Source organism: Fluviicola chungangensis, assembly GCF_007558725.1.
In the GTDB taxonomy this organism is placed as follows: domain Bacteria; phylum Bacteroidota; class Bacteroidia; order Flavobacteriales_D; family Crocinitomicaceae; genus Fluviicola; species Fluviicola chungangensis.
Genome location: NZ_VLPL01000003.1, coordinates 476697 through 502842, shown reverse-complemented (window position 1 = coordinate 502842; position 26146 = coordinate 476697). Strand labels below are relative to the sequence as shown.

Here is a 26146-nt window from a genome sequence, read left to right as displayed (position 1 = left end):
GATTGACACTCTATTATTTATTATTTATTAAATGGTGAACACACCACTTTTCTTACGTAGGATCCCATCCGGCCCTTTAACCTGAGTCATAAAGCTGATCGTAGATCCCGGTTTTGCTTGTTTCATTAAGCTGATTCCATCTGCGTTCAATGTGTTTCCGGTTCCTTTAGCAGGACGCGGAGCACCCGCAACATTTAATTCCCAAGATTGAACTGAGAACTCAGCTTTCAACGGACTATCAGAGTAACGTGCAAACAATCGGGTTTCTGCTTTTGAAGCTTTACCACCGTCTTCAGTTGCTCCGAAGAACAAAGATGGAGGAGGCAAGTTCATCACGCGGAATGTAAATGTTCCTAAAGGAACTGTCTTGTTGGTTACAGAGTTTTTACCGGAGATAGAGATTGTAGCAGTTCTTCCTGCTCCACTCACACGACCGATATACTGATTTCCTGATTTTGTCAAAGAAACTCCATTACCGTTCAGGATTGTCTGATCGTAACCAGAAGCTACCCCTTCAACAATATTGTTGTATCCTTTGTACAATACATTCAATTCAGGAAGAGAAACCGTTCCTTGTGGTTTCATAATCTTGATTGTATGTGTCCAGTTCTCAGTCTTCTTAATTCCTGATTTGTTTTTGATAGACACAGTACCACTCAATACCATTTCTGCACCACCAGCAACTTTTGTTTTCAAAGTTCCCTGACCTCCTTCGATTGTAATCGCTCCAGGACCTGTTACTTCAGGTTGGTTATCCGAGTCGAATGCAGCCATCATTACTTTCAATTCCACTTCATCTCCAGTATTCGCAATCTGAGGACCGTAAGCCAAACCAACAATCTTGTTGAAAGAATACTCTCCTGTTGAAACTTTTGATTTCAAGTGAGCTAGTGCATAAGCACGAGCAGACAACACATCTTGTTGCATAGAAGTTAAAGAAGCAACTGCTGCAACCAATGGAGAGTGATCAAATGTAGCCCCGATCCAGTGGATACCATCCATATCGTGAACCTTCACTCTTTCCGGTTTTGTCAAGTTAATGTATAGGTCACTCAAAGCCTGGTCATCCTCCATGTGATTCACATTGCTTTTCTTAACCATATCAGTTACCTGCTTTACCAAATCAGCATTACTTTTGTAGGTATTGATAGCTTTCGGGGTGATAGTATATGTCTTTCCTCCTTCTTTGTAAGAACCTACTGTACTTACAAGGTCTGCACGGAACTTGTTAAAATCAGCCCACAACTGCTTTCCTTTCCCGGTTGGAGTTTTGATATCTTCTCCTACGATCTCATGCATTGGAATATCGTACTGGTCTTTCGCCTGAACAGCCATCAAGTTCATACGGATAGGCTTACAAACAGAAGCTTTCTCCCAAAGAATGGTATTCTCATCATCCTTTTTGTATTCCTTTACAGCCTCACCGGATTTTTCTAAGATTTCCAATTTAATTGCATCAATACTTTTTAGTAATTTATCAGACATTTTATTTACCTGATCCATTTGACCTAAAATTTTCTGCAATTTTTCTCTCTTAGCAGCATTTTCGGCATTCTTAGGAGTTGTAGTCAACTCTTCTTCAACATCCGATTTGAATTTATCACCTCGCTCAATCTGAGCGATGTTTGCTTTTTGTATGTTTTCTTCAATTGCGACAAAAGCGTCGAGAATCTGCTTTGATACGTTCAACGCCAAGAGCGCCGTCAATACCAAATACATCATACCGATCATCTTCTGTCTTGGGGTTTCTTTTCCACCTGCCATGACTTCTAAATTTTGTTATTTACTGTTAGTAATAAATATTCTAATAAAGTTTCTGTTGACTAATGAATTAGTCTCTTGAAATTGTCATAGCTTTCAACATGTTGCCATAAACTGCATTCAAATCAGTTAAGTTTTTAGACAACATTGCCATATTTTCTTTGTAACGACGAGTATCTTCCGCTGAATCAGATAAGTTCTTCATCATTTCAGTTACCTGACCCTGGAATTTCTCAGTAGCTTCCAAATGAGCAGAAGAACCTTTTAATTGTAATTCGTAAACATTGTTCAAAGCAGCCAAGTTTTTAGAAACTTTTTGCATTTGCTCACCGAACGATTCACCTTCTTGAGTATTTGAAGTCATTCCGGAAATAGAAACAGATGCTCTTTCGTATGCCTCGGATAATGAAGATACTTTATCAGATGCTGCCTGTAATGAAGAAACATAAGAGTCAGTTGCCGCTGCTGCAGATGTTACACCTTTCAATTGAGAAGCATTCTCACCCAATTGACGCATTCCATCTCCTAAACGCTCCAATAATTGGCCATCGATTTTTGCTTCCTCTAACATTTTGTCTAAGTGCTCTGTAATTCCGGTTCCTCCGGAATTTCTTCCTCTTCCTCCTGCTGCCGGTAACGCATCGTGATCTAAATCGTCACTGTGAGCAAAAGCTAATTCAGGATAAACAAGCTCCCAGTTCGGATCTTCATGAATCGGTTCGAACGCCGAGAAGATGAAGATAATAGCCTCAGTTGACAGACCGATTACAAGCATCGGACCAGCTCCCGGCCAGTGCATAATTTTAAATAAGGCTCCAACGATTACGACTGCCGCACCGAAACCGTATAATTTCGCCATAAACTTTTTCCATCCTTTACTTCCTGGTTTCATAGTTTTCTTTGTTTTTTAGGTTTAACCAAATTTATTGTTTTGTAATTGTTTGTTTATTCCTAGCGAAGTTGGATATCGCTACGAATTTCTTCGCCACCCTCTTTTGAGAATTCACGTCCACCGCGACCTAAGTGTGTTGCCACATTTCGGAATCCGACGTACGATTTAGCCGTATCTTGATACTCGTAAGTACGAGTTGAAGTTTGCAAATAATACCCGACATCTTTCCAGGAACCTCCGCGAATCACTTTACGTTTCATTGCCGGCGGATCCCAGTCCATTGCGTCGTATCTGTATTCAGTATTCAAGTCATGCGAGAATTCATACATTGCCTCATCGTAAGCCGTTTCACACCATTCCGAAACGTTACCTGCCATGCAATAAAGCCCCCATCCGTTTGGATTGTAAGAATAAGCTTTTACCGTGTGGAAACCACCGTCTTCAAAATAACGACCTCTCATTGGTTTGAAGTTACCCAGGAAACATCCGCTTTGGTTACGAATATACGGTCCTCCCCATGGATATGGTGAGTTATTCAAATCCCCACGAGCAGCTCTTTCCCATTCAGCTTCCGTAGGCAAACGGAAATCATTCACAAATAAATCTCCCATTGCTGTCAACCAACTGTTCAGCAACTGTGTTCTCCAGATGGAAAACGCTTTAGCCTGTACCCAAGTGATCCCGATCACAGGATAGTTATCGTATGCCGGATGCCAGAAATACATATTCGTCATCGGATCGTGGAATGAATACGTAAAGTCACGTACCCAAACTAGTGTGTCCGGATACACATTGATTTCTTCATCAATGATAAATCGCTGACGATTCTCGTGACCACGAAGACCTGTACTTTGACCTTTTTTGTTGAAGTAACTCAAATCCTTATCCAAACCTTGAGGTTCTTCCGTAAATGGATGCGGAGGTGTAATCAGGTCGCGGTGCTCCGGACTGATTTCATTCCCGTCTTTATCCACTCCATTGTGAACGATCTCAATACGCCCTCTAACAGCAGCTTCTCTTAAGTCAATCCAATAATACTTGAAATTCAATTTTCGCGTATCCACTTCACGACGCTTGTAGAAACGCTCAGGCTGCGGGTAATACATATCTGCCAACAATGGCATCAAATCCGGGTCATCGTATGAAAATCTACGATCCCAATTCAATGAAAATTGCGCACGATTCACATCGCGATCAGAAGGTTCGAATTCAACCATCTCCAATGCACCCTCATCGAAATACATGTCTTGGTAATTGATGTAGCGGGATGCTTCATCATCTTCCTCTAATCCGGAATAGATTCGTTCACGCGCCATAGAGTCTCTCACCCAATCCACAAATTGACGATATTCGTTATTTGTGATCTCAGTTTGATCAATATAAAACGCCTGGACAGACACCGTCTTCGCACGAGTTTGGTGCAAGAAAGGAACATCCTGATCGTTTTCCCCCATAATGTAGGAACCCGATGGAACATAAACCATCCCGAGAGGAATCTCAGGCTGATAAATTTTACGACCTAATGTCCCCGTCAAGTGGCCACTACGTGAGCTACAAGAGGCAATGAAGGCCCCAATTAAACCGATAAACAACAGTTTTTTCATTCTAGTTCAATTTTACAGTTCCGGATTTATCGTTAACATTCTACAGGATCAATTTTGCGATATAACGGAATCGAATAAAAAATGGTTACAAAGATTCTTATTTTTTTTTGATTTTACAACCATTTAGGGTGATGTGCTTTTGTAATTGGTATCACAGGGATATAACAAAACTTAAGCGCAATCTCGTGTGTACCATTGGAAATCTTTGATAATCTACCAATTGTGATATCATAAGAATAACCTACCCACATAAACATTCTGTTCTTTGGCTTGGTAATATTAAATGCTCTCCAGCCTAATAACACAGAAATCGCATCACTATTTCTATAACCTACTCCTCCGTAAAGGAACCCGTTAAAGATATATCGTGCGTTGATATTTCCGGAATACTTTAACAAATCAGTTTGCAATGTTGCCTGAATATCCAAATCACCGGGACCCAACGCTTTGAAGGTATAACCTCCCATTGCATAATAATGGCGCGCCAAATCGTAAGGAACTGTTCCTGTACCGCTAGCAAGCGGAACCGAACTGGTCAGATTCAAAGTTGAAGCCTGCAAGTGACTGGAAGACAATCCTGCGAACCAATTCTGCGCACGGTAATACAACCCGAAATTCAAATCGAATGTGATAGCAGAACTGGCTCCGGGAAAAGTAGGGTCAATTTGTGTCTGCGGCCCAACCCAAGTAGGATTCATACCGAAATTCACCATTCCGACACCCAATCCGATACCTAAACGGCCATTCCCCAATTGAATGTGGTGCGAATAATTCAACATCACATTATTCTGTCTGTTAAAACCGATCGCATCGTGTGTAAAGTTCAAACCAAATCCGCCCGTCCATTTACCAAAGCTTTCCATGTTTGCTTCAGCGTTAAAAACGACAGAATTCGGTGCTCCGTTTACTTTATCCCACTGATTACGATAAATTAAATTTCCACACAACCCTTCTTCAATACCAGTAGCGCCCGGGTTGATGGCGAACTTATTGTAAATAAAATGTGTCAATGCGATATCTTGTTGAGCAGAAGCTCCGAAAGAACACAACACAAACGCTGATAAAATACGTAACGTTTTATTCATATTAAAGGGTCCTAATTATGGTTTTAACATGCTTGACTTTAACAAATTTTAGCCAATTGGCGACTAAAATAAGTATTTTTTAGAACAAACAAAATTTTTTAGTGCAATCAATTCATCTTTTCCACAATGAAATGTTGAAGAGATAAATATTTAACACAAACTCTTAGTACGGAACAACAGGTAAAAGGTTACCCCAGCTTTTGATACGTTTTCCACCACAGATTTGGTATATCACCGTTCAACGCGTTGTTATACTGTGATTTATCACACGGAACCATGTGATGTCTCTCGTATTTAATTCCTTCTTTCGGAGGATAGGGAACTTCCATCCACCAGCGTTCCGAACGATTGCTGCGGTAAAAAATAATGTCGTGATTTATTTCATCCAGGAAAACAGTAAACTTAGTGTAATCCTTTTTTGAGCCGATCGGGAAGTCACCGACACGCTGCGAATAACCGTCTATAAAATACCAGATGATCTGAGCAATTTCAGCATGAGCACTTTCTGCAATATCTCCCGGCAACAAATTAAACAATCCGACTGAAGTCAATTTATCTGATATCCCTGCATACCTGGCAATTTGGCAAATATCCTGGTTATCCAGTCCATTCGGTTGAGAAAAATATTTTCCTTTAAAATCGGATGCTTTTATAGCCTGGAGATCAATACTCAAGAGATCGGTATTTCGAAGAAAAGGTTCTGCAATTCTGAAATCCGCCTTAAATTCTCCCAAGCGGACCGCATCAAAAAACAATTTTTCAAACAGGTCAATTTCCGATGCTTTTACCAATGGAGTCTGATAACCGATTACAGAGAGATTAAACAGGTAACAAGGTCTGTGCATCAGTAATTTGCTTACATACGCATCTTTGCCAATCGGAAGTTCCGGATCTCCCAGATCCAGTTTGGAATCAATGTTCAGGACATTGATTAATTGCTCCAGTTCCTCATATCCCTGGTACATAGCATATGTTAGGTCCTGAGATCCTCCGATAACGATTGGGATCACTGATTTTTTTACCAACTCGGCCACCACCTGTCTCAATGCGAAGTATGTATCCTCTACCCGCTCTCCGGGCATGAGGTTTCCTAAGTCGTAGATTTTAAAATTCCAGCTTCCTGCCGGGAAAAAAGAATTCAAATGATTTCTGAAACGATCATCCGTTTGTCCATGCAGGGAGGGTTCGCCATTTCTGAACTCAGGGACATAAATTAATGCGAGTCCTGCACCATCTATTTCAGGAAAACCGGATGCATCATGACGGAAAATAAATTCTCCTAACGATTCGGAAATGGGATTCCCAACGGTTTCAATGGAACTGAAATAAATAGATATATCCTTCATTCTAGCTGTCTTTCGACAAAAATAACCGAATGGGGTGTTGCAAAAACAGTTCTTGCAATTAAGAATAAAGAGTCAAAAGTTAATAACTCACGTTAATGAAAAATGAAGAATGGTAAAATTGAAAAGAAGAACATATAATTTCAATTCTCATTCCTATAGCTACCGGAATTACATTTTCAATTATAGTTACTTCTTCTTGGCAGCAGGCTTTTTAGCCGGAGCTTTTTTCTTCGCCGGAGTTTTCTTTTCGATTAGTTCCTTCACTTTCTCAAGTGTCAGGCCGGCAGCGTCCACGGTACTCGGAAGTTCTATTTTCAATTTTCCTTTCAGGATAACCGATTTCCCCCAACGTGCCTTTTCAACGCGAATTCCTTCTTCCTTCCAGTCATGAATGACTTTGTCAATGTCTTTCTGGATTTTTTCAGCAACTAAGGTTTCAAGATCATTTTGCGTGAGGTTATCAAAGTCATATTTCTTGCTGACATTAATAAAAATCCCGTTCCATTTGATAAATGGCCCAAAACGGCCCACCCCTTTTTGAACCGGCAATCCATCTACTATTCCAATCGGAGCATCTGCCTGCAATTTGGAATCAATCAATACGATGGCGCGCTCCATGGTTACATCCATCGGATCATCACTCTTGGCAAGAGAAATAAACTGATCGCCAAATTTCACATACGGACCGAAACGACCGACATTTACCTCAACAGTCATTCCTTTATATTCACCCAGACTTTTCGGCAACTGGAACAAATCAAGCGCTTCCTGCAGGGTAATGGTATGTATGGATTGGTTTCCAAGAAGTGAAGCAAACCTCGGCTTGTCCCCATCTTCTTTTTCATCGCCGATTTGGATCATCGGTCCGAAACGACCGATACGTGCAATGACTTTTTTATTGGATACCGGATCAATTCCCAATTCACGCTCACCGGTAGCACGGTCGGAATGCTCCAACGTGTCTTCTACATTGTGATGGAACGGTTTATAAAACGAATTCAACATTTCAGTCCATTCCATTTTTCCGCGTGCAATTTCATCGAATTGCTCTTCCACTTCAGCAGTAAAATGATAATCCATGATTCCACCGAAATGATCGATCAAAAAATCTGTTACGACCATCCCGATATCTGTCGGGAACAATTTATTTTTTTCCTTACCCGTGATTTCTTTTTTTGTCTGTTTTTCAATGGCGGACCCTTTCAATTCCAACACCTGGTAAGCACGTTCTTCTCCTTCTCTTTCCTGCTTTTCAACATATCCACGTTTTTGGATGGTTGATATCGTAGGTGCATAGGTAGAAGGTCGTCCGATTCCCAATTCTTCCAGTTTCTTCACCAAAGACGCTTCCACATAACGTGCAGCCGGTCTTGTAAATCGCTGGGTCGCGCGAATGAAATCACGGTTCAAAACTTCTCCCACCTGAACCGCAGGAAGCAATCCTTCGGTTTCGCTCTCGTTTTCTTCCTCATCCAGGTTTGTTTCCAGGTAAACCTTCAGGAATCCGTCAAATTTGATCACTTCTCCTTTCGCCTGAAAAACTTCCGGAAGTTTTTGATCTCCGATGGAAATGGTGGTTCTTTCCAATTCTGCATGACTCATTTGAGAAGCAATGGCACGTTTCCAGATCAAGTCATATAAGCGCACTTCATCTCGTTCCCCAAAACTCAATGCATGCATGGCAAAATTGGTCGGACGGATGGCTTCGTGAGCTTCCTGTGCATTGGAGCTCTTATTGGTGTATTTGGTCGGATGCGAATATTCTTTTCCGTAAGCAGACAGGATTTCATTTTTGGCGCCCTGCATGGCTGTTTCCGATAAATTCACGGAATCGGTACGCATGTATGTGATGTGCCCTGCTTCGTATAATTTCTGAGCAACCTGCATTGTTCTTGAAACGGAAAACCCTAATTTCAAAGATGCTTCCTGCTGCAAAGTAGACGTTGTAAACGGAGATGCCGGAGTTTTCTTAGCCGGTTTTTGTTGAACATCCAGTACTTTGAAGTCCACATGCGCACAGCTTTCCAAAAAGGAATTAACCTCCGAATCCGTTCCGAAATGCCTGGAAACTTCTGCCTTGATGCGCTCCTTTCCTTTTAGGAACTCTCCTGTCACGCGGAAATAACTTTCTGCATGGAAATTCTGGATTTCCTTTTCCCGTTCAACGATCAGCCGCACTGCAACGGATTGTACACGGCCCGCCGAAAGGCTCGGCCTTACTTTTTTCCATAATACCGGGGAAAGTTCAAAACCTACCAGGCGGTCCAATACGCGTCTGGCCTGTTGTGCATCCACAAGCGGTTTATTGATTTGGCGCGGATTTTCGATTGCTTTTAGAATCGCGCCTTTCGTAATTTCGTTAAAAGTGATTCGCTTGGTGTCTTTTTTAGCTAAGCCCAATGTCTCGTACAAGTGCCATGAGATGGCCTCTCCTTCGCGGTCCTCATCGGTAGCGAGCCATACCACATCGGATTCTTTTGCTAATTTCTTCAATTCGGCAACCAGTGCTTTCTTATCTGAACTGACCTCGTATTCAGGAGCGAAGTTATTCTCCACATCAATTGCCAATCCTTTCGAAGCCAAATCGCGCACGTGTCCGAAACTTGATTTTACAGTAAAGTCTTTTCCCAGATATCCTTCAATGGTTTTTGCCTTTGCAGGTGACTCAACTATTACTAAATTCTTACTCATGCTAACTAAGTTTTGTGCTTCGAAACGATTCGAATCGGTGCAAATATAAATGGATTTAAAAACAAAAAACAAGAACTTGCGGGTTGAAAAAAAACCGGGCTTCTATTTAAACGATAGTTTAGATTTTTTTGAAAACCAAAATTTCATTCAAAAAAACACATTCCTTTTCTAAAAAATTAACACAGATGTGACCATGACATTTTGACATGTCTATCGTAAAACCTATTTTTGCACCTCTTAAAATTCAAGCATGTTAGAGAATCACGGTTTAAATAAAGTTATTGACGAGAGCAGACAGGGAGAAGCAATCATTCTGGAAGGTGGAACGGGCTCCAAAAAACTTTATGTGGAAAGTTATGGTTGTCAAATGAATTTCAGTGATAGTGAAGTAGTGGCTTCCATTATGACGAAAGAAGGATACACAACCACTCGAAACATTGACGAGGCCGATGTTGTCCTTATTAATACATGCTCTATCCGGGAAAATGCCGAAACCCGTGTTCGCAATCGCCTGACAGAATTTAAAAAACGGAAAGCAGACCAACCGAACTTAGTGGTTGGGATCTTGGGTTGTATGGCCGAACGTTTGAAACAATCCCTGCTGGAAGAAGAACAATTGGTTGACTTGGTCGCAGGACCGGATGCGTACCGTGATTTGCCGAATCTGATTGACGAAGTAGGAACAGGCCAGCGCGCAGTGAATGTATTACTTTCCAGAGAAGAGACCTACGCGGATATTTCTCCTGTACGTATGGATCAGGGCGGGGTCAGCGCTTTTGTAACCATAACGCGTGGTTGCGATAACATGTGTTCTTTCTGCGTCGTTCCTTTTACACGAGGAAGAGAACGCTCAAGAGATCCGCAAACCATTGTTCAGGAATGCAAAGACTTGTTCGCTAACGGCTACCGGGAAGTCACTTTATTGGGACAAAATGTGGATAGCTACCGTTGGAATATGAGCAGCAAAGGGGTTATTAAGGATGAATCCATCCCGACAACGAACTTTGCTCAGTTGATGGAAATGGTTGCTTTGATCCACCCGGATCTCCGTATACGTTTTTCCACATCGCATCCAAAAGACATGACCGATGACGTATTGGAAGTCATGGCGAAATATGAAAACATTTGTCCGTACATTCATTTACCTGTTCAATCAGGAAATTCCAATGTACTGGAACGCATGAACCGCGGGTATTCCCGTGAATGGTATTTGGACCGTATCGCAGCAATCAAGCGGATCATTCCGGATTGTGCGATCTCTACAGATATTATTACCGGTTTCTGCGGAGAAACGGACGAAGAGCACCAGGAAACTGTTTCTTTAATGCGGGAAGTTTCTTACGATTTCGCTTATATGTTCAAATACTCCGAAAGACCAAAAACACTGGCTGAACGTAAATTCAAAGACGATGTTCCGGACGATGTGAAAGGAAAACGTTTGGAAGAAATTATTGCTTTACAATTGGAAAGCTCGGCTGCTTCACATAGAAATCAGGTCGGTAAAATTGCCAAAGTTTTGGTGGAGGGGCCATCCAAGCGTTCCGAAGAACATTTCTGCGGAAGAGACGGAAGAAACTCCATGGTGGTATTCCCGAAAGGAAATGCGAAAAAAGGAGAATACGTATTAGTTAAAATTACCGATTGCACTTCTGCAACACTGATCGGTGAATTGGTGAATCACGCTAATTAAGACAAGATGAGTAATATGTCACTTCAACAAATCAAGCAGCGGTTCGGGATCATTGGAAATGCTCCGCAATTGAATCGCGCCTTAGAAGTTGCGATGCAGGTGGCACCTACAGATATTTCGGTTTTGGTGACCGGGGAAAGTGGAACAGGTAAAGAAATCATTCCGCAGGTCATCCATCAATTGAGCGCCCGCAAACACAACGAATACATTGCCGTAAACTGTGGAGCAATCCCGGAAGGAACGATCGATTCGGAATTATTCGGACACGAAAAAGGATCTTTTACCGGGGCAACCGGAAGCCGGCAAGGGTATTTTGAAGTGGCAGACGGTGGTACTATTTTTCTCGACGAAGTTGCTGAATTACCAATGCAGACACAGGTTCGTTTGCTGCGCGTTTTGGAAACGGGAGAATTTATCCGGGTCGGTTCTTCGAAAGTGATCAAGACCAATGTGCGTGTCGTTGCGGCTACGAATGAGAATATGCAACGGGCAATCCAATCCGGAAAGTTTCGCGAGGATTTGTTGTACCGATTGAGCACTGTTCCGATCCCATTGCCTCCTTTGCGTCAGCGACAAGAAGATATTTATTTACTTTTCAGAAAATTCGCAAGTGATTTTGCAGAGAAATACCGCATGCCGGCAGTAAAACTGACCGGAGACGCCGTTGAATTGCTGAACGCTTACCATTGGCCGGGGAATATCCGCCAGTTGAAAAACCTGGTGGAACAAATTTCCGTAATCGAACAAGAGCGCGATATTGACGGACCGCGTTTGCAATCTTATTTGCCACATGCAGAGGAATTTTTTCCTGCAGTAGTGAACGCCCAGGAAACCAAGATCGACGAACGGGAGCTGATGTACAAGTTCCTTTTCGATATGAAAAACGACCTGAATGAATTAAAAAAACTGGTGGTGGAATTATTAAACAACCAGGGCGATTTCAGTTTATCCAACGACCAGGCAGCTGTTGTCAACCGCTTATATCACGATATCAACCTGGGAGAAAAACGCATTCTGCCTCCAACGCCGATCAAAACCGAAACAGTAAAACCGGTTGTTTTCGATTCCGACAATTACCGGGATCCGGACACAGAAGATTATGAGATCCACGAAGAAGTGCAGGAGTCCTTATCCCTGGAAGACCGTGAAAGGGAACTGATCCAAAAAGCATTGGACAAACACCGCGGTAGAAGAAAGTACGCTGCGGAAGAGTTGGGAATTTCGGAACGAACTTTGTATCGCAAGATCAAAGAATACGATATCCAGGGATGAAAAAACTAGCACTTGCACTTATTTTATTGACAGCTTTAACCGGCTGCTGGCCGAAAACATTCATGAGTCCTATTGATACCTCGATGCCTGAGGATTGGAAAAAATTCTACATTACTCCGCTGGAACTAAGCGCTGCAACGGCTCCTTCCAATTATCCGGCGAATCTTTCCGAATCGCTTCGAAGCGGGATTCAAAACAATACCCGTCTGAAGTTAGCTTCCGGTTTAGAAGACGCCCAGGTAAAAATCAGCGGAATTGTTTCAGGCTACAACACTTCACCGATCGCAATTCAGCAGGGAGACCTGGCGGCAAAGAACCGTTTAACGGTTTCAGTTAATTTCACTATTATTACACCATCCAAAGGATTGGAAAAGATGGAATTTACCAGTTCGCGTTTTGCTGATTACGAATCGAATGAACAATTGGTCGATGTGGAGACCCGCTTATTGGAATCCATTAACCAGCAAGTGGTACAAGACGTCATCAATAAATTGTTATCTAATTGGTAATGCTCAATACAGAACAAATAGCTGAATTTATCCTGCGTCCGGAGCTCATGCGTTCCGAAGACGTGGAGACTTTGCGCGAATTATCTGAAAAGCATCCGTATTCCTCAGTTTATTCGCTCTTGTATCTGCAGGGAGTCTCCTTGTTTCAATCTGTTCACCTGGATGAGATTCTTCCCAAACAAGCCTATAAATTATCGGATCGTGCACGCCTGTTCCATTTACTGCATGCTGCATTTGAAGCAGAGGAAGCATCGCTTTCGAAGGCTGAAGCTTCATTCGACAGAGATGAAAAGCTGGAGGAACAAGCGTCGTTTGCCGGACAGGATGAACCAGGTGCAACAAGTGAAGCTAAAATTATACCGATAATCCCTGAAGAAAAGGAACCGGTACATTCACAAATTGAGGACAGCATTCGTCAGGAAGAAATCCTAATTTCAACGAACGAAATGCAGGCTGAAGAACAACCGGCAGTTTCGGAGACAACAGCAGAGGTAAAAGATATTTTCGACTTCGAAACGGTAGCTGCTACTTTATCACAGGATTACCTGGGCATTAGTCCGGAAGCGGAAGAAAAGCAGGATGAATTTCCTGCTCTTAAAACGCATGCTCACGCAGAAATGAACGAGACGGAAGATCAGGAAATAAGCGAAGAACCATATATTGAACCTCATGTGCATGAGGAAAAACAAGCTCCATCTCCTCTTCATCCCGATGCAAAGCGCTCGTTTACAGGTTGGCTAAAAGCAGGACAACACGAACATACGGAATCCAAAGCAGAGACCAAACCGGAGCCAAAAAGCACCCAACAGGCAATTATCGATAAGTTCATCGAAACCAATCCCAGCATGCCAAAACCGAAGGCTGAATTTTATTCTCCTTCCAAAAAAGCAAAAGAAAGTTTGGATGATGAGCGCATTCCGGTTTCGGAAACTTTGGCAAAAATATATGCCGCACAAGGGAATTTTCCAAAAGCAATTCATGTTTATCATCAATTAAGTTTGGCGTTTCCAGAAAAAAAGAGTTTATTTGCACTCCAAATTGAAGAATTAAAGAAAAAAATTACCTCATAAAATGATAGCATTAATTTCAATTTTACTCGTATTAGCAAGCGTTTTATTAATCGTAGTGGTGTTTGTTCAGAATCCAAAAGGAGGAGGTTTATCTTCTGATTTCGGTGCTGCTCAGCAAATTGGTGGTGTACAACGTACCAATGATTTCATCGAAAAAGCAACATGGACACTTGCAGCAGTAATCTTAGTAGCAAGTATCGGTTTGACAAGCATGATGAAACCGGCAAAAATAAAACAACCGGAGAAAAAAGAGCAACAAGGTGGACCTGGAAGACCGGGACAACAAGGTGGTGCTCCACAAGGACAAGCTCAGTAAGCAGTCACCCGACTATAATAGCATTTGAAATGTCAGTATGTCACACATACTGACATTTTTTATTTATATCCCTTCATAAAAATGAAAAATTGACACCCGGAAAGAAATGGCATAATCTTAGTCAAAAGAAATCCGTCAAATTTTATCTAAAAAAAGAATAACAATATGTCAACAACATTCAAACCTTTAGCAGACAGAGTGCTAATTGAGCCTGCAGCAGCAGAGCAAGTAACAGCAAGTGGTATTATTATTCCGGACACAGCAAAAGAGAAACCGTTAAAAGGGACCGTCATTGCAGTTGGACCTGGTAAAAAAGACGAACCGATGGAAGTAAAAGTAAATAACATCGTTATTTACGGTCAGTATTCCGGTACAGAGATCAAAATCGACGGAAAAGATTATTTGATCATGAAACAAGGTGATATCTACGGAATCGTAGGATAAGTTTAAAAAGTTAAAGAGTTCAAATACGTTCAGAAAATTGAATCGTGAAGTGAGAAGTTGTTAAGGAAAACTTTGAACTTTTGAACATTCATTCAAACAATTAACATCATTAAGAAATAAGAAAATGGCAAAACAAATCTATTTTGACGTTGAAGCTCGTGAGAAGCTTAAAAAAGGAGTTGATTCATTGGCAAATGCGGTGAAGGTAACCCTTGGACCAAAAGGAAGAAATGTGGTGATCGGGAAGAAATTCGGAGCTCCGCAAGTAACGAAAGATGGTGTTTCGGTTGCTAAAGAAATTGAACTGGCTGACCCAATAGAAAACATGGGGGCTCAGATGGTGAAAGAAGTAGCCTCCAAAACAGCAGATATTGCGGGTGACGGAACTACCACAGCAACAGTATTGGCTCAGGCAATTATCACAGCAGGATTGAAAAACGTGGCTGCCGGAGCAAATCCAATGGACTTGAAAAGAGGAATCGATAAAGCGGTTCTTTCGGTAGTGGCAGATTTGAAGAAAATCTCCAAAGAAGTGGGTTCAGACAATGATAAGATCAAGCAAATTGCTACTATTTCTGCCAACAACGACGAAACGATCGGTTCTTTGATCGCAGAAGCGATGAAAGTAGTCGGTAACGACGGTGTCATTACTGTGGAAGAAGCAAAAGGAACGGAAACGGATGTAAAAACGGTAGAAGGAATGCAATTCGACCGTGGATATTTGTCTCCGTACTTCGTTACAAATACGGATAAAATGATCGCTGAAATGGAGCATCCGTTGATTTTGATCTATGATAAGAAGATCAGCAACATGAAGGAATTGCTTCCGATTTTGGAACCGGTTGTTCAAAACGGAAAATCATTGATCATCATCGCTGAAGATGTCGACGGTGAAGCATTGACCACTTTGGTTGTAAACCGTTTACGCGGATCCTTGAAAATAGCTGCTGTGAAAGCTCCGGGATTCGGTGACCGCAGAAAAGCCATGCTGGAAGATATCGCTATCCTGACAGGTGGACAAGTAATTACTGAAGAGCGTGGTTTGACATTGGAGAACGCGACTTTAGACATGCTTGGAACTGCAGAAAAAGTAGAGATCGACAAAGACAATACAACGATCATCAACGGTGCCGGACAGAAAGATGCTATTCAGGCACGCATCGGTCAAATCAAAGCACAAATGGAATCCACTACTTCCGATTACGATCGCGAAAAGTTACAGGAACGTTTAGCGAAACTGGCAGGTGGTGTGGCTGTTCTTTACATCGGAGCTCCTACGGAAGTGGAAATGAAAGAGAAAAAAGACCGTGTGGATGATGCACTGGCTGCAACAAGAGCCGCTGTGGAAGAAGGAATTGTTCCGGGTGGAGGTGTTGCCCTGATTCGCGCAATGGATGCATTGGATACGCTGACAGGAGTAAATGAGGATGAAACAACAGGTATTGCCATTGTAAAACGCGCAATTGAAGAGCCATTACGTCAAATCATTGCCAATGCGGGTGGTGAAGGAGCTGTTGTTGTTCAGAAAGTCCGCGAAGGAAAAGGGGATTTCGGATACAACGCACGTACGGAACAATACCAGAACCTGTATGAAGCAGGTGTCATCGATCCGACGAAAGTGACACGTATTGCTATCGAAAACGCTGCGTCTATTGCCGCAATGTTGCTGACGACAGAATGTGTCATTGCAGATGAACCGGAAGCAGAAGCTCCGCATTCACACGGAATGCCGGGTGGAATGCCGGGAATGATGTAATTTCGAAAATAATTAAATCAGATATAACAGGGGCAGAAAATTTTCTGCCCCTGTTATTTTTTAGCTGAATTTTGTTACCCCAATTATCACCAAACAAAAAAAGCGTTGTGAACTCACAACGCTTTCAATAAATACGATAACTTACTAAAGATCGATCTCAGTAAACTGCATTAAAAAAGTTGCAGGGGCTGCAGCATTTGCAAATCCTGTTTTAAATTCCATGAAATACCTCACGGCAACAAACTTCTTGTTTCCAACTTGTGCGATGAAACAATTTTGACGAAGATCATATACATTTAATCCTTTTTCGGCCAATGGTTTACTTAGTTTAGCAATCAATTCCTCCTGATCCTGAAATTCGATATCAAATTGATAATAAGCATCTTTTTCAACATCATAATAACCTAATCCTTCTTCGCTTCTATCAATGACAGACACATTTTGTTCTTTATCGATTATTACATAAGCCGGTACCGGATCTTTACCACGCTTGTTCTTAACAAAATTACCCGCTAAGACAGAATAATCATCGCCCTTTATGTTCTTATAATCAAACACTCCGTAAATCTGAGGCTGAAGAAGAGATACCACTTCTACAGGGAAAACATGATCGTTTGTTGTAACTTCTCCCGACTCTGAAAGGCTGTACATCCTTCTTTTCAAAGCATACTTATCTGAATTAGCTATATGCTCTGTCCAATTCAAAGAAATTCCGGTCGGATGGGTTTGAATCGAAGTATACACAGCATCAGATGCTGATTCAATGGTTATTTTCCCTATGGCTTTCGTTTCTTTTGTTTTGATATTGTATGTGTACATTTCATAATCTCCGGAATACTTATACCCTCTGATTTGGGGATGTATCAACTTTTTATTGAAATTGGAAACTCCTATTTGAAATTCATTATTTTTAAATCCTACAATTTCGATCAACGCTTCAGCATCATTGCTTCTGCTAATTTTAAACACATCCTTCATAACATATTCCTCATTGATCTCCATTGATTTCAAATTGATGTATGTTAACCTTACAAATGAATTATACGCATCTTTTTTCGGTGTTTCAGCTCCATGGCTATTCTTCGACATGGAAACATAGCTTCTGGCAATCACCACATTATCTTCATTGATAAAATGAACGTCTGTGCTTATAGCTGGTTTGCTGGAATAATAATTAAAATCAGCTTTCTTGTCATCGTGTTTGTAAATCGAACCTTTGAAGTTTTCCAGTTTCGGAACAGCAACTTCTATCAATTCCGGTTTCTCAGTGGAATAGTTCTTAACAAACACATAGTTTCCGTCCATCAACAAACAGTAAATATCACTTTGAGCAATATACCCAGTGTATTGGTCCAAATCGTATTTATACTTTTTTGCAGTAACAGGGTTGACCGTACGATGCGCTATCTTTCCCTGCGGATTAATCAGGATTAGTTCCGAATCAAATCCAACCAGCATACTTCCGTCGGTCGTTTGAAGCATGGTTGGCGCATTGTATTTGCCTTTTCCTAAAAGTTCTTTGACATCGATTACCTGATCTTGCGCACTAACTTTTGGAACAGATAACAGACAAGTGATGGTTAGAAAAATAAATAATCTCATAGTTATAATTTTTAAGTTTTAGATCAATTATCCGGCAAATATACAAACCAAATCACCAGCCTCCTAAGAAAAGGATCTACGAAGAAAAATCTGTAACTTTGAATCAACTTACAGTTCTCCCGTAAATACGGGAGGGCTTTCCGATCCTCCTTCCCTCGGCTCAGCCGAGGATAGACAGGAACGACTATATATAGATCCGGCAGTAAATCTTATCGATGACTGCCGGATCACTTATAACTCTATTTTTCCGGTTTTCAGGAACAATTGTTTTGTCTTACCTGCCTCTTCAAGGCTTTCCAGGTGTAAAACAAGGATCGTATTCCCAACCTTTCTCAATTTTAAAATTCGCGTATGCGGCACTTGTGAAGGAATCGCTTCCGGCAAATCACTCAACAGCTTGTTTTCCTCCAAGGAAAGATCCTTCAAACAGGGAAGGCACAGTAAATCAGCGTCTGACAATACGAAATTTTTGTTCAAATCCCATTTCAACAGGTCGTTGTGCCCTATTTTCAGTACGGAATTTTCGTCCATCATAAAAATAGTCGGATCATTCGGGATTGCCGTACAATACAATTCCCTCCCGATTAAGTCCTTATAAACCCGTATATTGGGCGTTTGGGATTTTTCCAATTTAAATTCCCGCGACGGAAAATGGACAGTGGCTTCCTGAACATCATAATCCCTATCCAGTTTAAATCGGCGTGCATGAAACGTATAATAATCCTCTCTTGGCTCGGTCCAGCTCAGAAGCCATCCACCATTTCCAAAAACCAAACTCACGGACGAAGCACTCTTCACCGATTCAATAACGGTTGAATAGACCTTCTTCTGAGAATAATCGCTGAGATTGACAGACCAAATGTCGATCCCCGATTTACAATAATCCACTCCTTTATAATCACTCAATGAAAGTGGTGGAGCGTCTCTGTCTTTAAACGATGTTTTACTGACACTGAAAAGCAATTCCTGTTCTGCATTCATCCCGATACACTTAAAATCAAACAGATCAAGTACCTCCTTTTTTTTTCCGTAAGCCGGATTAAACACATCGATCAAAAGGTATTCGTATGAAACGGTATAATCTTCCAGGTTTACAATACTCAGCCTCATGTAGGTATTGATTCCTTTTGGTTTGAACATCCCCGGATGTGTATTTGTCGAAATGGCGAAATACGTTTGATAAAGGATTATTTTTCCTTCAATGGAAGTAATGATGCCTGCATCCACATGATTGGAATTATTTGAATATTCATCCCAAACACTTTTCACTACATGTTCCTGTTTCTCCAAGGGAATGGCCTTGTACTCGTTGTTTCGGTCAGGAAACATACGCTCAATATGAATGATATTATCAGCCAGTGTGTAACGAATATTTTTCTTCATATCAAAAGCAGTGCAGCCGCTCGTCTTTTGGTCCGGAGAACCTTCTACTTCCACTATCAGCTGAATTAAACTTCGATCTAACACTCCCTGGCTGTTGAACTTAAAGCGGTAATTTCCCTCACTTAACTGAAAAGATCCGTCTTCAAAAAGATAGCTGCCGATCTGATAAGGTGATTGATCCTTAAAGAATTCGGAGTTCTCTGTCCAGGTATTGGACTGCGCCAGGCAGATGGAGCAAAAGAAACAGAATGAGAGTGAGAAAGAGAACGTCCACAGCATGAAGAAAATTTTAGTTTATTAAAAATAGTGTTTTTAAGATGCGGGTTTAAAAAGTTAACGAAGATAAAATACCATCAGTTTGTTTACTCATGAAATTTCAGAAGAATTCTATGCTGAAATCGGGTTAGTTAGTACCTTTGCAGCAAATTCTATGCAATGGCAGACATTAAGGTAACAATTATTGACCGCGAAGGAGTTGAACATGTATTGGATGCTCCTACAGACATGAACATGAACATCATGGAGCTTTGTAAAGCTTACGAACTTCCTGTAAAAGGCGAATGTGGTGGAATGGCCATGTGTGCTACATGTCAATGTTACCTGGAATCCGACACTCCCTTGGCGGAACAGAGCGATGCCGAACTGGATATGCTTGACCAGGCATTTTATGTAAAACCGAACAGCCGCCTGGGATGCCAAATCCCTATTTCCGAAGAGATCGACGGGATTGTTTTGAGATTGGCGCCGGAAGCGGAGTAATTAAATACAAAAAGAAACAGTAGGGGTAGAAAATTTTTCGCTCCTACTGCTATAATGTAAATGTAAGACCAGTTCCAAAACTAAAAATACCGAGTTGTCTTCGGAGATTTACTTTGGACCAAAGCTCCCGCCCAGAGAACCAATATTCGGATTCATCCATACGCCGGAATTTCTTTTTACTGAATTGAAAGGCATACTGATAACGGAAACCGATGTGAAATAAGACCCGTTTGCTTATCGGATAATTCATCCGGAAACCATACATAAAAACCAATCCTCGGAATTCTTCCGCTCTGGAATCCAGCAACTTTTCTTTCACCTGCGCTGCCTGGTCAGCATTTGTTGAATTCAGCAATTCAATATCCAAATTCCTATTCGGAAATTGGATCAGTGAGTAACCTATTCCGATTTCACTTGCAAAACCACACGGTACACGGCTGTCATTTAACGCAATCAAAAGCTTCGGCATGAAAACGGTTTCACGGATCGGGAGGTATGCTACTTTTGCAGGCAAATATTCCGTAACCATCGTCCCCGAAGTATCTGTAAAATTCCGGGTAATCTCATCAATCGACTGTAAGTTCACCTGGTAAAAGCGCTGCGAAAATTCGATTCCGAATCCCACAGGTTCCGTAATTGCAACATTCAAGCTTGCCCGGTATCCCAGATCGAGCAGGTTATACGAACTATTAAGCGTTCCATTTTTTGAAACATAACCTTTCCGTTCCCCGAATACATTTTGAAGCAGTGGAATTTGTCCCTGTCCGTCCAATTCCAAAAAGATGCGATGTCCGTAATACCCCACTTCCTGAGCTCCCGAAACAAAACTGCACCCCAACAAATAACCAAGAAGAATTCCTTTAATATTCATTCTTTGCCTTGTTTTAATTGATGAAACAGGCCGTTAAGGCGTGAACCGATACTGTGCCTGGAGGCCGGTTCATTGACATAGTAAGATCGTTCCAGCGCCAATTCTCCTGTTTTCAGATCCAGTACATAGAATTGCCAATCGGAATAATGCCCGGAAAGAAGGGCGATGGGAAAGTAAACCAATCCAACCGGGAGCAATACGGTAAATAAAACAACATTTCCGGCATATAAATCGGGCGCAAAGCTATGCTGGTACTCCAAAAACAATAGTTTTTCCGTCTTCAACCTGGAATGGATCACATGGAGGTCGGCAATATCCAATACGAAATAATCATTTTCATAATCCGCGATCGCACGGGTCAGACTGCGTTGAAGCAATGAATAATCGTTCCAATCTTCTGCACGCAACATTTCCAGATCTTTCAGGCTCAAACTTTTCAGGTGAATGTTCAGATCCGCTGCAGTTGAATAAATCTCTTTGAAAACCAGGTCCCGCGTTTTAAAGGTTTTGTATACATCCACTTCAGATGACCGGGTAGTCTCAAAAATCGCCGGTTGAAAGATCAGCATGGTGTCCATTTCCAAATGAACCGCATTGTCGTATTTGAAATACTCATGTTCTTCCTGTTCGGCATCTGTCATCAGGTTAAATTCATCCCGGTCCTTGTCAATAATGCCTTTTTCAAGCGAAAACCGTCTGAACTCTTTCATAAAATTGCTGTCCCGGATAATATCCGCAATCCCATACATGAAAAACTTGGAAGAATCAATTCCAAAATCTTCCGTCACCCCCTTCGACTGGTTTTCAATGATTGTATATTTATCCCATTCTACGGCGTGTAACTTTGATTTGGACGAGGTATCCTGTTTCAGATTTTCCAGGTAAGCCAATGTTTCGGAAAAGTTTGTGGTTGAAAACTTTTCCGGTTCAAAATCATCACTTTTCACCACCAAACGAATAGCTGTTTCATAGCAGCTTTTCGCTACCGGGTTAGTTGTATCCGATTGGTAAACATCGTAGATAATCCGCAGTCCCATGGCTAATTTCCCCGTTTTCGGGAGAACATTTATAAACTGGTTCAAAACGGAAATCTGTCCTTCGTGGTGCTTCATTTTTTTCCTGTTCAGGGAAGTATATTCCGTGTAAGCCGTTCCTTCCTTTTTGATGGTTGTTTTCATAATATCCAGCCAGGCCTGGGACTTGCAAGTATTCAGGAAGGATGATCCGGGGTATTTCTTCTCCAAAATGTAGATCGCATACAATGCTTCAACCGGTTCGTCTGCATATACTTTGTTCAGGACATATTCAAACCGGGCAACATCGCGGATGTAATAAAACTGAAGACTATCCTCGTATAACAGTTCTTTGTCCCAATTTTTGAATTTGTCAATTTGATCGGTCACCTGTTCCTTGCGTTTAGCCAGGTTCGGATGAGACATCAGGTAGTCATTGTATTTAAATTTTGCAGAAATTTCATTTCGTTTGAAGTCAAAGTACATTTCAGGCACATACATTTCACGGGTGTTGAAATACGTTTTATCGAGCTTCATTTCTTCAAACGGCAAGTACGAATAAAGCAACACGTCAAAGGTTTTGTTGATCTCGCTGGATTTGTAGCCTGCATCGTGAACCATTTTAACCGCCAGGCGATCCGCTTCCAGTTCATTCTCTCTGGAATAATTGCTTAAAAACCTGGCCCGTTCATTATAGGAGTAAAACTTCTCTTTGATCGCATGTTCGAAGAGGTCCAGCACATGGTGTTCCTGGTAATGAATTATTTCATGCGATATAACAAACGCCAACTGGGCTTCCGATGTCAGCTGTGCAATCAAACCGGTAGTAACGAACACGATTCCCTGCCTGGTGGAAAAAGCATTTGCTTCGGTAGAATTGTAGACATAAAAACGTAATTTTCCGCTCAGGTCCGTTTCATTGGCAACCAAGCGGTCTCCCAATTGCTGAAGGTAATTACTGATAGTATCTCCAAAGGTCACATTTCCGGAATGCAAAATCTCATCAATCGAATAATTGATTTGCTCAACGAAAAATTCCCGCTTTTTGTAGTTCAAAGATTTCAGATCTTCCCGTTGGTCCCGTTTGATTTTTGCAAGCGTGGAACTGGAGAAATCCACGGGAACAGGACCTTTACTGCACAAGGATTTGTAGTGATTGAAATCACCTTGTCCAACTGTTTGAAACAGCAGCATCAGCGCTCCAAAAAGCAAGTTTGTTCCCTTGTTTGTCATTTGATGTTTTTCGGAAGCAAACAAACCGGAATCGGTTCCATTTTATGTTTATTTGCTCTGTTCAATTTACGATAAATTGCCAAAACTTCCTGTTGTCTTGAATTCAATGATTCTTCGTTTCCGCTAAATTCCATTGCCCATTCCAATTCGGGGTAAGTCGCTCCCATCTGGTCTTCATCCGAACGCCCATCTTCCCACAATCCATCCGTCGGTTTTGCCGTCAGAATCGATTCCACAATATTCAGGGAACCAGCCAGTTCAAAAACTTCTGTCTTAGTCAAATCTGCTATCGGGCTAAGGTCCACTCCGCCGTCTCCGTACTTTGTAAAGAATCCGACTCCAAAATCTTCAATTTTATTCCCTGTTCCGGCTACCAGTAACCCATGAGTTTGTCCCAGAGCATATAGGGTTGTCATGCGCAATCTTGCCCTGGAATTTGCCATCGCCAGGTGGTTTTCCACGGTGTTTGCCGGAAACGTTTTTTCAAGTTGATGGAACGTATCGGTAAGATCAATTGTCTGCGCCTCCACATTCGAGAAATTGGTCTGGAGCCAATCAATGTGTTCCGTAGCTCTCCCGAATTCAACTTTCGGCTGGCGAATCGGCATATTCAAAACGAGTACCTTCATTCCGGTTCTGGCACAAAGAGTCGATGTCACTGCGCTATCCACTCCGCCCGATATTCCGACCACAAATCCATTTGCTCCCGCATTCAATGCATATTGCCTCAACCAATTTGATATATAATCGATTACTTCTAGTTCTTTTTCCATAAATCCTGGTAGTAAAAATAGAAAAAAATCCCGTCTCGGCTAAGCCAAAACGGGATTTCTAAAAGGATTACTTTATTCGTCAGAACAAAATACCGATTTTCAAACAAAACTGAGTTTGGGTTGTTTTCAAACCGAAATAATCGCTTGAACTAGGGGATCCCACCGTTCTGTTGAACAATGTTTTGTTTTTTCCGCTTCCTTCGATATTGATTGGAGTTAATCCATAGTAAAATCCTAGTTCCGCAAACAACATCGTATTTCCTGTAAAAGTCCACTGGGTGCCACCTGCCACACCTAATGAACAGCGAATAGCACTGATATCATTTCCGTAAGGTGTTTTCATTCCCTCCATTTCACTTCCTGTAGATGAAACAGCTGACGAATTCATCGCGATTGCATCAATATCCGCTCCAGTAGCCTCGTTGTTCCCGACTTTGAAAATATTCCCCTGATCAGTTTTCGTGGATTTTACCAGGAAACTTGTTCTCGCTCCGAATTTTCCGTAGTAACGGAAATCACCCAAGGCATTGGTTCTAAAGATCAACATCGTAGGAATGGTTGCATAAATATTCTTATATTTTCGCCCGGTCAGCTCGAACACTTTATACTTGCTCATATTTGCTTCGTCTCCATTCAGTTCCTCTTCCTGGATAATTTTGTTGTCGCTGTATAAATAATAATTAGCTCCATTCAAGGTATTCATGGACACTTTGTAGGATTCAAAATCGAACTCTACGCCTGTAGCAAACCCAATATTGTCGTTGAAGTTGAAATTGATATTTAAGCCAAATGCATTTTGAACTCCCACTCCATCCTTATCAATTCGCTTTGTTCCCGGTTTTGTAAAGTTTAATCCTAATTGATAGGCAATACCCATATTCACTTTTCTGTCGGTACCGCCATCCTGAGCAAAAATTGAAGCTGAAATACTTACAGCCAAACATGTTACTATTAATCTTTTCATAAGTTATATTAAAAGTGAATCAAATATAGTTTCTTTCATTGAGACTAGAATGATTATTTTTGACCAATATGAATTACACGCGAAAAATCGGGCTCCTTTTGTTACTGTCACAGGCCTTGCTCATCATGCAGTCGTGTTCAGACGATTTGCTGGATACAGATATTTCAAAGAGTAACTACCAACTCAAAAGTGTTCATTTGGATAGTATCATCAAGCACACCCCGGATGCACAATTGGGTGCCGAACTTTTTGACCTGTCGCAAAAATTCCCGGAGATCGTAGACTATCAATTCTACTACTGTTACAAAACCGGGCTTCCGAAAGACACCGTTTTCCAGGCAAACTGGATTGAATTCACTCATAATCCGTATTATAAGCGCTTATCGAAACGAATCGACGAGCGATTCCCGGATACAGAGCACTCCCGGAAGATCATTGAGGATGGATTCAAGCGGATCCACGTGCATTTGCCGGATGCAAAACTTCCGAAAACAATCTTATTTATGAACTCCTTCTTTTCATCCAGTATGTACTGCACGGAAAACGAAATCGGAGTTGGACTGGAACGCTATCTCGGTGCCAAAACAGATGTTATTAAAGAACTTCCCGGCGATGTTTTCTATGAATGGATCAAAGAAGCTATGGAACCGGAATACCTGGAACGCGATGCCGTTTGTGCCTGGGTCTTGACCCACATTTGTGAGCCGGGGAAAGACATGAATAACATCGAGGCAATCATTCAATGGGGAAAAATCCTGTACATCACCAAAGCAGCTTTGCCCGAACAGGAAGAGCGCATCTTATTGCGATATCCTGCAACGGATTATACATGGGCCATCAAAAATGAACGTGCCTTTTGGGAATACCTCGTAAAGCACAACATGCTGTTTGTCAAAAGTGAAACGGATCAGGCAGCATTTTTACAGGAAGCACCCTTTACATCCGGACTTCCCCAAAAAGGACCGGATCGCTTGGGACAATTTTTAGGTTATCGCATTGTTGCTAGTTATATGGAACAATATGATGTAACTTTGCAGCAATTGTTGGACAAACCATACAATGAAATTTTGGCTGAATACGAGATAGATGATTAGTCATTAGCAAATAGATAA

General features: G+C 41.6%; 21 protein-coding genes. 9 read left to right on the top strand and 12 right to left on the bottom strand.

Annotation, left to right across the window (positions count from 1 at the left end):
• Positions 1-27: 27 nt before the first annotated feature.
• The 6 genes from porM to topA form a co-directional block, all read right to left on the bottom strand.
• Entirely contained in the window at positions 28-1764 is a 1737-nt protein-coding gene (gene porM / locus FO442_RS08455) for a type IX secretion system motor protein PorM/GldM (protein ID WP_144332725.1), read from the bottom strand.
• A gap of 67 nt (positions 1765-1831) precedes the next feature.
• Positions 1832-2653, bottom strand: coding sequence for a type IX secretion system motor protein PorL/GldL (porL, locus tag FO442_RS08450; protein WP_144332724.1), 822 nt, complete (start codon positions 2651-2653; stop codon positions 1832-1834).
• Positions 2654-2712: 59 nt separating this feature from the next.
• Entirely contained in the window at positions 2713-4257 is a 1545-nt protein-coding gene (porK, locus tag FO442_RS08445; protein ID WP_144332723.1) for a T9SS ring complex lipoprotein PorK/GldK, read from the bottom strand.
• Positions 4258-4370: 113 nt separating this feature from the next.
• Positions 4371-5342: a PorP/SprF family type IX secretion system membrane protein gene (locus tag FO442_RS08440; RefSeq protein ID WP_144332722.1), complete on the bottom strand. Its 972-nt coding sequence runs from the start codon at positions 5340-5342 to the stop codon at positions 4371-4373.
• 188 nt (positions 5343-5530) lie between these two features.
• The gene (locus FO442_RS08435) at positions 5531-6688 is read right to left on the bottom strand and encodes a formimidoylglutamase (RefSeq protein ID WP_144332721.1); all 1158 of its coding nucleotides are present in this window, start codon (positions 6686-6688) and stop codon (positions 5531-5533) included.
• 186 nt (positions 6689-6874) lie between these two features.
• Positions 6875-9379 carry a type I DNA topoisomerase gene (gene topA, locus FO442_RS08430; RefSeq protein ID WP_144332720.1) on the bottom strand — a complete coding sequence of 835 codons (2505 nt, stop codon included), beginning with the start codon at positions 9377-9379 and terminating at the stop codon, positions 6875-6877.
• Positions 9380-9629: 250 nt separating this feature from the next.
• On the opposite strand from topA, the gene miaB reads away from it, so the two are divergent.
• The 7 genes from miaB to groL all read left to right on the top strand — a co-directional run bounded on the left by miaB (position 9630) and on the right by groL (position 16436).
• Entirely contained in the window at positions 9630-11069 is a 1440-nt protein-coding gene (gene miaB / locus FO442_RS08425) for a tRNA (N6-isopentenyl adenosine(37)-C2)-methylthiotransferase MiaB (protein WP_144332719.1), read from the top strand.
• A 6-nt stretch (positions 11070-11075) separates the two neighbouring features.
• Positions 11076-12341, top strand: a complete 1266-nt coding sequence (locus FO442_RS08420; RefSeq protein WP_425460002.1) for a sigma-54 interaction domain-containing protein — start codon at positions 11076-11078, stop codon at positions 12339-12341.
• Positions 12338-12850 carry an LPS assembly lipoprotein LptE gene (gene lptE / locus FO442_RS08415; protein WP_144332718.1) on the top strand — a complete coding sequence of 171 codons (513 nt, stop codon included), beginning with the start codon at positions 12338-12340 and terminating at the stop codon, positions 12848-12850. Before FO442_RS08420 ends, lptE begins: the two co-directional genes overlap by 4 nt.
• Entirely contained in the window at positions 12850-13920 is a 1071-nt protein-coding gene (locus tag FO442_RS08410; protein WP_144332717.1) for a hypothetical protein, read from the top strand. The genes lptE and FO442_RS08410 overlap by 1 nt, the downstream gene beginning before the upstream one ends.
• A gap of 1 nt (position 13921) precedes the next feature.
• A complete protein-coding gene (gene secG / locus FO442_RS08405) occupies positions 13922-14236 on the top strand; it encodes a preprotein translocase subunit SecG (protein ID WP_144332716.1) in 315 nt (104 codons plus the stop codon).
• 165 nt (positions 14237-14401) lie between these two features.
• Positions 14402-14680, top strand: a complete 279-nt coding sequence (locus tag FO442_RS08400; RefSeq protein ID WP_144332715.1) for a co-chaperone GroES — start codon at positions 14402-14404, stop codon at positions 14678-14680.
• Between the two features lie 124 nt (positions 14681-14804).
• Positions 14805-16436 (top strand): chaperonin GroEL, encoded by a 1632-nt coding sequence (groL, locus tag FO442_RS08395; protein ID WP_144332714.1) that lies wholly within the window; start codon positions 14805-14807, stop codon positions 16434-16436.
• A gap of 144 nt (positions 16437-16580) precedes the next feature.
• On the opposite strand, the gene FO442_RS08390 is transcribed toward groL, so the two are convergent.
• On the bottom strand, positions 16581-18038 hold the full coding sequence (locus FO442_RS08390; RefSeq protein ID WP_144332713.1) for a metallophosphoesterase family protein: 1458 nt from the start codon (positions 18036-18038) through the stop codon (positions 16581-16583).
• Between the two features lie 231 nt (positions 18039-18269).
• Positions 18270-19700 (bottom strand): hypothetical protein, encoded by a 1431-nt coding sequence (locus FO442_RS08385; protein ID WP_144332712.1) that lies wholly within the window; start codon positions 19698-19700, stop codon positions 18270-18272.
• 156 nt (positions 19701-19856) lie between these two features.
• Here FO442_RS08385 and FO442_RS08380 point away from each other — a divergent pair, with 156 nt between their 5' ends.
• Complete coding sequence (locus tag FO442_RS08380; protein ID WP_144332711.1) at positions 19857-20180, top strand: 2Fe-2S iron-sulfur cluster-binding protein; 324 nt, start codon at positions 19857-19859, stop codon at positions 20178-20180.
• A 49-nt stretch (positions 20181-20229) separates the two neighbouring features.
• Here FO442_RS08380 and FO442_RS08375 read toward each other — a convergent pair whose 3' ends face one another.
• The 4 genes from FO442_RS08375 to FO442_RS08360 all read right to left on the bottom strand — a co-directional run bounded on the left by FO442_RS08375 (position 20230) and on the right by FO442_RS08360 (position 25034).
• Positions 20230-21051 carry a hypothetical protein gene (locus FO442_RS08375; protein WP_144332710.1) on the bottom strand — a complete coding sequence of 274 codons (822 nt, stop codon included), beginning with the start codon at positions 21049-21051 and terminating at the stop codon, positions 20230-20232.
• A complete protein-coding gene (locus tag FO442_RS08370) occupies positions 21048-23297 on the bottom strand; it encodes a M48 family metallopeptidase (protein ID WP_144332709.1) in 2250 nt (749 codons plus the stop codon). Before FO442_RS08370 ends, FO442_RS08375 begins: the two co-directional genes overlap by 4 nt.
• A complete protein-coding gene (gene nadE, locus FO442_RS08365; RefSeq protein ID WP_144332708.1) occupies positions 23294-24070 on the bottom strand; it encodes an NAD(+) synthase in 777 nt (258 codons plus the stop codon). The genes FO442_RS08370 and nadE overlap by 4 nt, the downstream gene beginning before the upstream one ends.
• A 79-nt stretch (positions 24071-24149) precedes the next feature.
• Positions 24150-25034, bottom strand: a complete 885-nt coding sequence (locus FO442_RS08360; protein WP_144332707.1) for an outer membrane beta-barrel protein — start codon at positions 25032-25034, stop codon at positions 24150-24152.
• Positions 25035-25102: 68 nt separating this feature from the next.
• Here FO442_RS08360 and gldB point away from each other — a divergent pair, with 68 nt between their 5' ends.
• Positions 25103-26128 carry a gliding motility lipoprotein GldB gene (gldB, locus tag FO442_RS08355; protein ID WP_144332706.1) on the top strand — a complete coding sequence of 342 codons (1026 nt, stop codon included), beginning with the start codon at positions 25103-25105 and terminating at the stop codon, positions 26126-26128.
• The last annotated feature ends 18 nt before the right edge of the window (positions 26129-26146 follow it).